This window comes from Clostridium fessum, from assembly GCF_003024715.1.
Lineage (GTDB): Bacteria > Bacillota > Clostridia > Lachnospirales > Lachnospiraceae > Otoolea > Otoolea fessa.
Genome location: NZ_PYLO01000002.1, coordinates 649656 through 662617, shown reverse-complemented (window position 1 = coordinate 662617; position 12962 = coordinate 649656). Strand labels below are relative to the sequence as shown.

General features: G+C 51.6%; 11 protein-coding genes. 8 read left to right on the top strand and 3 right to left on the bottom strand.

From position 1 onward, the window contains the following. Positions 1–275: 275 nt before the first annotated feature. Genes C7U56_RS08190 through C7U56_RS08180 form a run of 3 tightly spaced genes read right to left on the bottom strand, consistent with a single transcriptional unit; the run spans position 276 to position 4685 of the window. Positions 276–1373 (bottom strand): alginate O-acetyltransferase AlgX-related protein, encoded by a 1098-nt coding sequence (locus tag C7U56_RS08190; RefSeq protein WP_107000856.1) that lies wholly within the window; start codon positions 1371–1373, stop codon positions 276–278. A gap of 27 nt (positions 1374–1400) precedes the next feature. Further along, positions 1401–3944: a sensor histidine kinase gene (locus C7U56_RS08185; RefSeq protein ID WP_107000855.1), complete on the bottom strand. Its 2544-nt coding sequence runs from the start codon at positions 3942–3944 to the stop codon at positions 1401–1403. A gap of 45 nt (positions 3945–3989) precedes the next feature. After that, positions 3990–4685 carry a response regulator transcription factor gene (locus tag C7U56_RS08180; RefSeq protein ID WP_022360531.1) on the bottom strand — a complete coding sequence of 232 codons (696 nt, stop codon included), beginning with the start codon at positions 4683–4685 and terminating at the stop codon, positions 3990–3992. Between the two features lie 444 nt (positions 4686–5129). On the opposite strand from C7U56_RS08180, the gene C7U56_RS08175 reads away from it, so the two are divergent. The 8 genes from C7U56_RS08175 (at position 5130) to accD (ending at position 12930) form a co-directional block, all read left to right on the top strand. Continuing rightward, positions 5130–6092 (top strand): beta-ketoacyl-ACP synthase III, encoded by a 963-nt coding sequence (locus C7U56_RS08175; protein ID WP_107000854.1) that lies wholly within the window; start codon positions 5130–5132, stop codon positions 6090–6092. Between the two features lie 130 nt (positions 6093–6222). Further along, on the top strand, positions 6223–6456 hold the full coding sequence (gene acpP / locus C7U56_RS08170; RefSeq protein ID WP_022360533.1) for an acyl carrier protein: 234 nt from the start codon (positions 6223–6225) through the stop codon (positions 6454–6456). Beyond that, positions 6456–7382: an enoyl-[acyl-carrier-protein] reductase FabK gene (fabK, locus tag C7U56_RS08165; protein ID WP_022360534.1), complete on the top strand. Its 927-nt coding sequence runs from the start codon at positions 6456–6458 to the stop codon at positions 7380–7382. Before acpP ends, fabK begins: the two co-directional genes overlap by 1 nt. Positions 7383–7399: 17 nt before the next feature. Then, the gene (gene fabD / locus C7U56_RS08160) at positions 7400–8332 is read left to right on the top strand and encodes an ACP S-malonyltransferase (protein WP_107000853.1); all 933 of its coding nucleotides are present in this window, start codon (positions 7400–7402) and stop codon (positions 8330–8332) included. Continuing rightward, entirely contained in the window at positions 8326–9066 is a 741-nt protein-coding gene (gene fabG / locus C7U56_RS08155) for a 3-oxoacyl-[acyl-carrier-protein] reductase (RefSeq protein WP_107000852.1), read from the top strand. Before fabD ends, fabG begins: the two co-directional genes overlap by 7 nt. A 159-nt stretch (positions 9067–9225) precedes the next feature. Further along, positions 9226–10470, top strand: coding sequence for a beta-ketoacyl-ACP synthase II (gene fabF / locus C7U56_RS08150; RefSeq protein WP_107000851.1), 1245 nt, complete (start codon positions 9226–9228; stop codon positions 10468–10470). 124 nt (positions 10471–10594) lie between these two features. Further along, positions 10595–11017 (top strand): 3-hydroxyacyl-ACP dehydratase FabZ, encoded by a 423-nt coding sequence (gene fabZ / locus C7U56_RS08145; RefSeq protein WP_022359380.1) that lies wholly within the window; start codon positions 10595–10597, stop codon positions 11015–11017. 20 nt (positions 11018–11037) lie between these two features. Continuing rightward, positions 11038–12930 (top strand): acetyl-CoA carboxylase, carboxyltransferase subunit beta, encoded by a 1893-nt coding sequence (accD, locus tag C7U56_RS08140; protein WP_107000850.1) that lies wholly within the window; start codon positions 11038–11040, stop codon positions 12928–12930. Positions 12931–12962 lie beyond the last annotated feature (32 nt).

Here is a 12962-nt window from a genome sequence, read left to right as displayed (position 1 = left end):
CGTGAAGATTGTATAACACAATCCTACGAGAGCGACAATGAATATTCCAGACTGAATTAAATCCGAATATGTAATATACATTGTTATCGCCCTCCTTTCTGTCATTGGTATGACGAGATGCTGGAGGGGAAGCCCTCCAAAAGTAGGGGCAGGCCGCCTTTCATATGCTCTGACTTTCCATAATTTTAATTTATCATAATTATAATGTGAGATCAATAAAAAAACACATCTAAACTGTGCAAATGATACTTTTGAAAATGCACAAACTATGCACGTCATTGATTCGGCATCAATTTCTCCAAATCCTCCATCATTCTCCCCAAATCCCGTTCCACCACCTCATACACCAGCACATCCGGCTTATTTTCGTTCAAAAATTCCGGCTCGAATGCCTGCCAGTGGTAAAAATCGGTATACGCAAAGTATTTTGGCAGTCCGACCAGCAGGGCGGTGCCGAAGGAGTCGCGGTAGATCGTGATGCGTCGCGGGTCGGGCGCCTGGTCTGCTGAGATGTGGGCGATGTTGCCATCGTCGGAGGCACTGTCGTAGTGGATGGTTACATTGTTTCGGTAACCGGATACATCTGCTTTGGTATCGTCGCACATGGATTCTGGCATGTGGAACAGGTTTGCCAGATCGCCCGGATCGCGTGGCTCATAGGTGACAGTGACGTCCTCGATCGGCGTGGAGGTGCCGCCAGCGGCATCGATGATCTGCCCGGAGACGAGAAATCCGGCAGCATCGTTCCAGTGGGTGTCGGTTTTGAAATACCACTGATAGTCCCGGCGGTTTTTGAGCTCCGGGTATGGATTGACAACTGGGACATTTGTGTGTATTTCCAGATAATCGAGCAGTTCACTGCGGCGGGTAGGTCCGTCCGGTGCGGTGAAGCCATCCGGGAGGAATTCGCTGCATACGCCTTCTTTATTGGGAGCACACAGGAAGATAAATTCGGTGCCTTTTTCTTTCCAGGCGTCGTGGACGGTCTGGAGTTTGTGTGCCAGCATCTGGAGTTCCCCGGCGGAAAAACGGTTGGTGCCGAGGAAGTCCTCGACAGAGCTTCCGAGCGTGTAAAAGTACCAGCCATCTTTTCCGGTGATGACGTCCTGCGAGTCTCCGAACTGGAATAAGGAGAGGTTTAAGCGGGCGTTCAGGCTTAAGAAGCGGTTGCGGAACGCCGCGTGGTCGTTGATCCAGTCCTCAACACCGGATGGAAAGGTATCGATGGTTTCCAGCGACAGAGTTGGAAATGCCGCCAGACTGCGGTTTTCGCCGGTGCCCTCATCGGCTGTGGTTTTCAGGATAGGAAACAGCAGGTTGGGGGAGAGGATGCAGGCGAAGAAGACTGCGATCATGATATGAGTGCGTTTCATAGGATAAAGTCCTCAATTCATAAATTTTTATTCATTTCTTGAATTTTCCGTAGTGTTTATGGTTTCATTGATAGCATTTTCGGAAGATTCGCCGTTTACCTCTTTTTGAATAGTAGCTTCTTCCGGTATATTTGTTTTTTTCAGTTCATCGCCCTTTTTCGGCTTTTCAGTCGCTTTGGAAGCATCGGTTTCTTCTATTATTTTTGCGTCCTCCACCGCCTTCTCCGTCGTTTTCTCCACCAAATCAAACGCCACCTGCGCCTTAAACAGATCCCCATCAATATACAAACTAAACTGCCCTTTCTGCAGTTCCGTCAGATCTTTGGCGATCGATAGTCCCAGTCCGCTTCCCTCGGTGGTGCGGGCAACGTCGCCGCGCACGAAACGCTCGGTCAGCTCGTCCGCACGGATGTTGAGCGGATTGGCAGATATATTTTTGATGGTGAAGACTGCCTGGCCAGCAGTACCGGTTTCTGGATTTCCGGGAACGTGGGCGAGGTCTACGTAGACGCGGCTGCCCTCCATCGCATATTTGCAGACGTTGTTGTACAGGTTTTCAAGCACGCGCCACAGGCGGCGTCCATCGGCGCGGATCATCAGCGGTTCCCGCGGGGCATTGATGATGAGCTGCAGATGTCTGGCATCCAGTTTTTCTTCAAATTCGCCGTTGGTCTGAAATGCCATCTGGACGAGGTCAATGTCGGTAAATTCAAGCTTCACATTGCCGGAGCTTGCCTTGGATGCCTCGACGAGGTCTTCAATCAGTGTTTTGAGACGCTGTGATTTCTGGTCGAGCACATCGAGATAGGCGTTGATCCGCGCATCTTCAATATGTTCCCGCTTCATTAGGTTTACATAATTTATAATCGAGGTCAGCGGCGTTTTGATGTCGTGTGAGACGTTGGTAATCAGGTTGGTTTTGAGGCGTTCGCTCTTCATTTTCTCCTGAAGGGCGGTTTCAAGACCGGAACTGATGTTGTTGAGTCCCTCTGCCAGCGTGAGCTCCGGTCCGTCAAATTCATCGAGGTTGAGCTGGTAGCTGGTTTCTCCGGTGGATAGCTGCTGGACGGCGTCGCGGATGGATTCCTGTTCGATTGCCTGCCGGAACAGTATGTAAAAGATCCACAGGTTAAACAGCAGAAATACCAGCACAGTCAGACCTGTCAGCAGGTAAACAACGTATAAACTTGCATACACGCGGTCCCAGAAATACCAGGCAAGGCTGATAAGCGCTGTGTTGATTGCAAGATAGAGAACAAATCCGATGCCTAGGCGGCTGCGGAAGTTCTGCCGTGTTTTGAGGATCAACATTTTCTTCTGAATCCGGCAGATCAGGCTGGAGGTCCACAGGGTACCGGCGCGGTAGCGGCGCAGGAGGCTGAAAAAGAGCAGCAGTCCGCCCAGATACAGGACCAGCGCCTGCAGGCTGTGATCGGAGAAGTACCAATACTGCGATGGAATGACCAGATGCAGGATGCGGATGAGAATCAGGTCGCTTACAACCAGGGCGATCGCGGTCATGGCGGCAAAAAAGACGATGCCGGTTTCAGTGCCGCTCTTGTCGAAGCCGTGCAGCGTCACGTCGAAGCTGCGGTAACTCTGGTAGCCGGACACCCGGAACAGAAACAGGAAGCTTAAAAGCAGTCCGATCGTTGCAAAGATTGTCAGTGCAAATCCGGTCAGATACAGGTGCTGCCGGTGCAGGTATGCGGTATGCGTGCGCGCGTAAAGGTCAGTGACTGGATAATTTGTATCGATTCCGATCAGCAGATAATAGTCGCTGCCGGTGTACGGGTTATTGGATGCCAGTGCGGAAATGCTGCTGAGCGGGATCGCTTTCATGTTGGTGTCGTAGAAAACGGAATTGCCCGGCAGGTACGCGTAGCGCCCGTATTCCTTGACATTTTCCGGTGTCAGGGAATCGGTGTTTGTAAACTGGGTTGTTTCGCTCTGATCCGAATCTGGCTCCGTGTACTGGATTTTAAAATGCAGGTTGGATGGATTGGCGACGAAACGGTTATACACTGTGTAATAACGATGCAGTGTGTCCATGATCTCGACCGCTGCATCCTCCAATGTGCTGCGCTTCCGGCTGGCAGAACGGTAGCTGTAGATCCGCTGCGGCTCTTGAACCGACCATTCGACGTAGCCTTCGCGGCTCTTGACGCCGTCTGCCGGTTCAGAAACCTTCTGGCAGTTAAAGTCGTCGTCGAGCTGGTACCCCATGGATTCCAGATAGGAAATCAGGGAGGACAGGGAGAAATTTTCGGTCTCGCTTGGTCCAAAGGTCATTTTGAGCATCCGGCGCGAGAGGTCGATCGAGCTGTCGGCACCGAAGACGTCCTGATATTCCATATATAGGAAGATATCGTTCAGATCGTTATTAAATTGTGTGTTAAATTCCGCGGTGTCCTCATAAGGAACCGAGCCAATGCCGGTCAGCCCCAGCCCGAAATTTCCATTGATATACATGAGGCTGATACCGATGAGTCCCAGAATCAGGAAAAACAGATGCGCGAGGCTGGCGATCCATTTCTGGATCTGCATCGGAATATGTGAGAGTTTTGTCATAAATTTTGCAACTCCTAACTTCTGTTAGATGGATGATTCACATTTTTACTGCTTCTCAATTTTATATCCAACACCCCAGACAACCTTCAGATAGCGCGGCTCCCTCGGGTTAATTTCGATCTTTTCGCGGATATGGCGGATATGAACCGCAACTGTATTGTCCGCGCCGATCGCCTCCTCATTCCAGATCGCCTCGTAGATCTGGTCGATGGAGAAGACTTTTCCGGCGTTTTTAACGAGCAGAAGCAGGATGTTGTACTCGATCGGTGTCAGCTTGATGAGTTCGCCGTCCACGGTTACTTCCTTATTTTCATCGTTGATCTGCAAGCCGCCGCATTTGAATACGTGGTTGCCCATCTGATTGTTCATATTTCCCAGCTGCGTGTAGCGGCGGAGCTGCGATTTCACGCGGGCGACCAGTTCCAGTGGGTTAAACGGCTTCGTGATATAATCATCTGCCCCGATATTTAAGCCCAGAATCTTGTCCGCATCCTCAGACTTCGCGGAAAGAATAATGATCGGGATGCTGCTGGTTTCACGCACCTTCAGCGTCGTCCGGATGCCATCTAACCCTGGCATCATAACGTCCAGAATCATCAAATTCACGGTGTGCGTTTTTAAAAGTTCCAGTGCCTCCGCGCCGTCATATGCCTTGATAACCTCAAATCCCTCACCGGTTAAGTATATGTCAATCGCTTCCACGATCTGTTTGTCATCGTCACATACAAGAATACTCTGCATAGCAACTCCTCCTTTTAATAGGGTAATATATAGATAATATAGTATACAAATTTCTGTATAGATACAATAAAGATACCTATGTCTTATAATTATACAACGAAAAAGGAAACCGCGGTATCCTAATTTTTATGTATTTCAAGTGATGCGTATTTCAGGAGAAGAGCCGCCCCCAATCTGTAGGAAACATCACTCGCGCCGGCACTTAGCGAGGTTTTTTCGAGCTTAGTGTCCGCTGCAGCGAGTGCAAGAGCGAGAGCGTTTTCCGGAAGATTGGGGGCGGCTCTTCTCTGTCCGGGTTGCGTCTTCTCACCAGAATCCTGCCGTTCATTTACAAGTTATCCTTGACAAACCCCAGATTCTCCGCTACACTCTAAATTAATTTGAATATCAAACCATTTGAAATTAAAACTATCTTTTATAGAAGAAGCGGAGTTAAACGAGAAAATGACAGCTAGAATCATTGGAATCGGCGCGTATGCGCCGGAGCAGGTTGTGACGAATCAGGATTTGACGAAATTTCTTGATACAAATGATGCCTGGATCCGGGAACGGACGGGTATTGGAGCCAGACATGTCTCGACGAGCGAGGGAACCTCGGCGTTGGCGACAGAGGCGGCGAAGCGCGCGATTGCGGACGCGGGCATTTCTCCGGAGGAGATTGAGATCGTGATCGTGGCGACTTCTTCCCCGGATCGGGCGTTCCCGAGTGCGGCGGCGGATGTACAGGGAGCCATCGGGGCGAAACATGCGGTGGCGTTTGACATCACGGCGGCATGTTCCGGATTTATTTACGCCTTACATATTGTGCAGGGATTTATTCAGGCGGGCATCTATAAGACGGCGCTGATCATCGGTGCGGAGACACTGAGCAAGGTGTTAGACTGGACGGACCGCAGTTCCTGCATCCTGTTTGGCGATGGCGCGGGCGCGGCGGTTGTCCGGGCGGACGAGACGGGTGTGGTGAAGACGCTGGTCGGCAGCGACGGGACGAAGAACGACGTTCTGTACTGCCAGGCGAGAAGTCTTGAAAACTGCCTGACGGGCGGCAAGCCGGAGCTTGGTTTTATGCAGATGGACGGTCAGGAAGTCTTCAAGTTTGCGGTTAAGAAAGTACCGGAGATTGTGAATGCGATTCTGGAGGAGACCGGAACGGACCGCGAGGCGGTACAGCATTATCTGCTGCATCAGGCGAATATCCGGATTCTGGAAGCGGCGTCGCGCCGTCTGAAGGTTCCGATGGACAAGATTCCGGTCAATATCGAGCGCTACGGCAATACGTCGGCGGCTTCGATTCCGATTCTCCTGGATGAAATGCACCGGGACGGACGCTTAAAACGCGGCGATACGCTGGTGATGGCAGGTTTTGGCGCGGGTCTTACCTGGGGCGCGGCATTGATGACCTGGTAGGTGCCTGGAGAAGCAAAAAATATATAGCAAAACTAATGTACATTATTCCATTTTTTGATAAAATATAAGAACAGTGATTGCATTTTTGCGGTCACAAAAAGAAAATTCATTTAAAAAGGAGATTGAAACGATGTTAGAGAAAATGAAAGAAATTATTGCAGAGCAGCTGAGCGTAGACGCAGATTCCATTACCGAGGCTTCCTCTTTCAAGGATGATCTGGGTGCTGATTCCCTGGATCTGTTTGAGCTGGTTATGGCTCTGGAGGACGAGTACTCCGTAGAGATCCCGGCTGAGGATCTGCAGAACCTGGCAACGGTAGGCGATGTTATGAACTACTTAAAAGAAAAAGGTGTAGAGGCATAATGAAAACAAAGATCACAGAAATGTTGGGGATTGAATACCCGATTATTCAGGGCGGCATGGCATGGGTGGCAGAACATCATCTGGCAGCAGCCGTTTCTGAAGCTGGCGGTCTGGGCTTAATTGGCGGCGCCAATGCACCAGGTGAGGTTGTACGCGAGGAGATCCGCAAGGCGAGAGAGCTGACAAAGAAGCCGTTTGGTGTCAATGTCATGCTGATGAGCCCGTATGCGGATGACGTGGCAAAGGTAGTTGTAGAAGAAGGCATCAAGGTCGTAACGACCGGCGCCGGTATTCCAGGCAAATACATGGGCATGTGGAAGGAAGCCGGCATTAAGGTAATTCCGGTTGTCGCTTCGGTTGCACAGGCACGTCTGATGGAGAAGAGCGGCGCAGATGCAGTCGTTGCAGAAGGCATGGAGTCCGGCGGACACATTGGCGAGGCGACGACGATGACGCTCGTTCCGCAGGTGGTTGATGCGGTTTCGATTCCGGTGATTGCGGCTGGAGGTATCGCAGATGGACGCGGCATTGCGGCGGCATTTATGCTGGGCGCAGAGGCGGTCCAGATGGGAACCCGCTTCGTCGTATCGAAGGAATCTATCGTAAGCCAGGCTTACAAGGACAGAGTCATCAAGGCGAAAGACATTGATTCGACCGTAACCGGTATGAGTCACGGACATCCGATCCGCTGTCTTAGAAATAAGATGACGAGAGAGTATCTGAAGCTGGAAAAAGAGGGACGCCCGTTCGAGGAACTGGAGTATTTAACACTTGGAACGCTTCGGAAGGCAGTCATGGAAGGTGACGTGGACAACGGAACTGTCATGGCTGGACAGATTGCAGGTATGGTGAAGAAAGAGCAGACCTGTAAGGAAATGATTGAAGAAATGATGGCCCAGGCGGAGGCGCTTTTGGGCAGAAAGTAGAGAGTGAGTGTAACGCTATGAGCAAAATTGCATTTATTTTTCCGGGTCAGGGCGCACAGACCACTGGCATGGGACAGGATTTTTATCAGGAAACGGAAACGGGACGCGGGATGTTTGAGAAAGCAAGTGAGATCCTTGGATTTTCAATGACCGATCTTTGCTTTGATCCAGAGCAGACGGACCGTCTGAATATCACGGAGTATACGCAGCCGGCGATGGTAACCGCCAGCCTTGCGATGATGCGTGTATTCATGGAACGTACCGGAATCCGCCCGGATGTGGCTGCGGGTCTGAGCCTGGGAGAATATCCTGCAATGGCAGCTGCAGGCGTTATGTCTGACGAAGATGCCATCCGTACCGTACGGCAGAGAGGTATCCTGATGCAGGGCGAAGTCCCGGTTGGTCAGGGTGCCATGTCTGCTGTACTGGCGATGGATGCAGAGAAGATTGAAGAGGTGATTGCGCCGATCGACGGCGTGCAGATTGCCAACTACAACTGTCCGGGACAGATCGTTATCTCCGGTAAGACAGAGGCGGTTGCCGAGGCAGGAGAGAAATTGAAGGAAGCGGGCGCAAAACGCGTTCTTCCGTTAAAGGTAAGCGGACCGTTTCATTCCAAGATGTTAGTGGGAGCTGGCGAGAAGCTTGGAAAGGTACTCGATACCGTTGAGATCCATACACCGGAGATTCCGTATATTGCGAATGTGACGGCAGATTATGTGACCGATGCAGCCGATGTAAAGCCGCTTCTGATGAAGCAGGTTTCTTCCTCCGTCCGCTGGGAGCAGACGATTCGGAAGATGTTGGCAGACGGTGTGGATACATTTATTGAGATCGGACCGGGCAAGACCCTGACTGGTTTCATGCGTAAAATCGACAAAAACGCGAAGGCGTTCAATATAGAGAAACTGGAAGATATCGACAAAGTAAAGGAGGCGCTTGGATGTTAAATGGAAAAGTAGCAGTTGTGACAGGTGCCAGCCGCGGCATTGGCCGTCAGATCGCTATTTCGATGGCGAAAGAGGGCGCTGTGGTGATCGTCAATTATAATGGCTCTGCGGCAAAGGCAGAGGACGTTGTGAAGGAAATTACCGAGGCAGGCGGACAGGCGGAAGCCGTTCAGTGCAATGTATCGGATTACAGCGCGGCAGAGGCGTTCTTAAAGGACATTATCAGCCGCTATAAGAGAATTGATATTCTGGTAAACAATGCGGGTATCACCCGTGACAATCTTCTGATGAAGATGAGCGAGGAAGAGTTTGATGCTGTTATCGATACGAACTTAAAGGGCGCATTTAACTGCATTAAGCACGTATCCCGCCAGATGTTAAAGCAGAAGGGCGGACGCATCATCAATATTTCCTCCGTTTCCGGCGTGATGGGAAATGCAGGACAGGCAAATTACTGTGCGTCCAAGGCGGGCGTGATCGGACTGACTAAATCCGTGGCAAGGGAGATTGGAAGCCGTGGTATCACGGTCAACGCGATTGCACCGGGATTTATTGATACGGAAATGACCGCCGTTCTTCCGGACGATGTGAAGAAGGCGATGGGCGAGCAGATTCCGTTAAAACGTTTCGGTACGACCGAGGATGTAGCGCAGGCAGCCGTATTTCTGGCTTCTGACCGCGCAGCTTACATCACAGGACAGGTTCTGTGCGTGGACGGCGGAATGGCGATGTAGGGAAAGGGTGCTTTACAGATAGGCACTTTTGGAACCGAAAGTGGCGTACGATAACGTAGTGGCAGCAGATTTTGCCGATTTGGAATGCGAAGCATCGGCAAAATCGTGTCGCAGTTTGCACAACGTGTGAACTGTGACGATAGAAAGGCAGGTTTTTAGATGGGAAATAAGACACGTGTAGTAGTAACCGGTCTGGGAGCGATCACTCCGATTGGAAATGACGTAGCAAGCTTCTGGCAGGGATTAAAGGATAAAAAAGTCGGTATCGCGCCGATCACATATTTTGATACAACCGATTATAAGGCAAAGCTGGCAGGCGAGGTGAAGGATTTTGATCCGAAGAAATACATGGATCCGAAGGCAGCGAGACGTATGGAGCCGTTTTCCCAGTATGCGGTAGCGGCAGCCGGTGAGGCGATCGCACAGGCGGGTCTGGATATGGAAAAAGAGGATCCGTTCCGCGTGGGAACCAGCATCGGTTCCGGTATCGGAAGCTTACAGGCGATGGAACGTGAGCACAAAAAAATGCTGGAAAAAGGACCGAACCGCGTGAACCCGCTGCTCGTTCCGATGATGATCAGCAACATGGCAGTCGGCAATGTGGCAATGCATTATGGTTTAAAGGGCAAATCCATCAACGTGGTAACTGCCTGTGCGACCGGTACGAACTCTATCGGTGAGGCGTTCCGCTCGATCCAGTACGGCGAGGCAGACGTGATGGTAGCCGGTGGTACCGAGTCTGCGATCACACCGCTCGGTATGGCAGGTTTCGCGGCTCTGACGGCTCTTTCTACCAATGATGACCCGGAGACGGCATCCCGTCCGTTTGATAAGGACCGCGATGGTTTCGTCATGGGCGAGGGCGCTGGTATCGTAGTTCTGGAGTCCTTAGAGCACGCGCAGAAGCGTGGCGCAAAGATTCTGGCAGAGGTAGTCGGCTACGGCGGAAGCAACGATGCATTCCACATCACTTCCCCGGCAGAGGATGGAAGCGGCGCAGCGTATGCGATGGAGATGGCGCTCAAGGATGCAGGTATCGCACCGGAGAAGATTGATTACATCAATGCACATGGAACCAGTACACACCATAACGATCTCTTCGAGACGATGGCAGTGAAAAAAGCGCTGGGCGACCACGCTTACAAGGTAAAAATTAACTCCACTAAGTCGATGATTGGACATCTTTTAGGTGCAGCGGGCGGTGTTGAGTTTATCGCCTGCGTGAAATCCATTGAGGATGGATTTGTACACGCAACCGCAGGTTTAAAAGAGGCAGGCGAGGGCTGCGATCTGGATTACACGATGGGCGAGGGTGTTCCGATGGATATCCACTATGCCCTGACCAACTCCCTGGGATTTGGTGGTGTCAATGCCAGCCTGGTAATCAAGAAATTTGAGGACTAAATATAATTTGAGGACGTTTTTGTGTGGATGATTGAATGATTGGAAGCAGCGCACTGGAGCTGGCGGAAGAGACTTGCAGCATACAAAAATGATGTCTGGGAAAGCGAAAGAGGTAACTGAAATTATGATGGGAATTAAAGAGATCCAGGAGATCATCCCGCACCGTCATCCGTTTCTTTTGATCGACTGTATCGAGGAAGTGACACCGGGCGAGGGTGCGGTTGGATATAAAAATGTAACATACAACGAGCCGTGGTTTGCAGGTCATTTTCCGCAGGAGCCGGTCATGCCGGGCGTCCTGATCGTGGAGGCGCTGGCGCAGGTCGGCGCGGTTGCGATTTTAAGTGAAGAAGGAAATAAGGGCAGGACGGCATATTTCGGGGCAATCAACAACGCAAAATTCAAGAAAAAGGTAGTTCCGGGCGACAAGTTAAAGCTGGAGTGCCATATCATCAAGAGAAAAGGACCGGTCGGCATCGGAAGTGCGACGGCAACCGTCGATGGCAAGCTGGCTGTTTCCGCAGAGCTGACGTTTATGATTGGCTAATAAGTGAGGTTGAATAAGAGATGTTTAAAAATCTGTTTAAGAAATCGTATACTTCGATCAATACAAACGACCACGGTTCTGCCGGCGTAAGCCGTGCGGAGAGCGCGAAAGCAGATAAAAGGGCGGCAGAGGCAGCACAGGAAAAACCGGAGAAGATTCCGAGCCGTCCGACGGCGATGACGCCGGAAAGTCTGCGTTCTTTATGGCGTAAGTGTAATAAATGTGAGAAACCAATTCTGGTGCAGGATGTCAAGGACAACCTGTATGTGTGCCCGCGCTGCGGCGGATATTTCCGGATGCATGCGTACCGCCGGATTGAGATGCTGATCGATGAAGGTACCTTTGAAGAGTGGGATAAGGAGATGTCTGTGGTCAATCCGCTTGCATTTCCGGGCTATGAGGGCAAGGTTGAGGCAGCCAGAGAGAAAACTGAGTTAAATGAGGCGGTTGTCACTGGTAAGGGAAAGATTCACGGTTATGAGACTGTGATTGCGGTCTGCGACTCCCGTTTCCTGATGAGCAGCATGGGTCACAACATGGGAGAGAAGATTGCCCGTGCGGTAGAGCGTGCGACCGAGGAACGGCTTCCGGTTATCATCTACGCGGCTTCCGGCGGCGCGAGAATGCAGGAGGGCATGATCTCCCTGATGCAGATGGCGAAAACTTCCGCAGCCTTAAAACGTCATTCCGAGGCGGGACTTCTCTACATAAGCTTTATGACGGATCCGACCACCGGCGGCGTAACGGCAAGCTTTGCGTCCCTGGGCGATATCATCCTGGTAGAGCCGGGAGCGCTGATTGGATTTGCGGGTCCGCGTGTCATCGAGCAGACGATCGGCCAGAAGCTCCCGGAGGGCTTCCAGAGAGCCGAGTTCCAGCTGACACACGGTTTTGTGGATCAGATCGTGGAAAGAAAAGATCAGAAGCGTGTTCTGGGACAGATTTTGAAGCTTCACAGCCAGGAGCATGGCTGGGAGAAATGGAACGACGAGGCGGAGAACCACACAGAAGCGGCATCTGCATCCAAGGCAGAAAAAGCAGCTTCTGTGGCGGAAGGCAAGTTAAAGAGCCGGAAAGCACCGTTCTCCGGTATCATGCGCCAGAAGACATTAAATAAGATCGCAGGTCGAGAGAGAGACGCCTGGGAGGCAGTACGCCAGTCCCGTAGCGCCGGACGTCTGAACGCCAGCGATTATATCCGGATCCTGTTTGACGATTTTACCGAGTTCCACGGCGACCGGTATTATGGCGATGATATGGCGGTCATCGGCGGTGTGGCATCCTTCTATGGAATGCCGGTCACGGTCATTGGACAGGAGAGAGGTAAATCCCCGAAAGACAGCATGAAGCACAACTTCGGCATGCCGTCTCCGGAAGGATACAGAAAGGCGCTCCGTCTGATGAAACAGGCGGCGAAATTTAACCGTCCGATCATCTGTTTTGTCGATACGCCAGGTGCATTCCCGGGTATGGAGGCAGAGGAGAGAGGCCAGGGCGAGGCGATTGCCCGCAACCTCTTTGAAATGTCAGATATGAAGGTGCCGATTCTGGCGATTATCACCGGTCAGGGCGGCAGCGGCGGCGCACTGGCGCTGGCGGTTTCCAACGAGGTATGGATGATGGAGAATGCGACCTACTCGATCCTTTCTCCGGAGGGCTTTGCTTCGATTCTGTGGAAAGATGCCAAGAGAGCCAGCGAGGCGGCGAAGGTCATGAAGATGACGGCAGAGGATCTGTATGAGCTTGGCATGATCGAGCGCATTATCTGCGAGGATGAGCCGGCAACCGATGACAACATCGAGGAGATCGGACGCATCATCGACCGCCATATGCGCGAGTTCTTCCAGTCCTGCGCGGAAAAGACGCCGGATGAGATCGCGGAGCAGCGGTATGAACGCTTTAGAAAAATCTAAAAATAGATATTGAAAGGGGGTTGCCGCGCGGC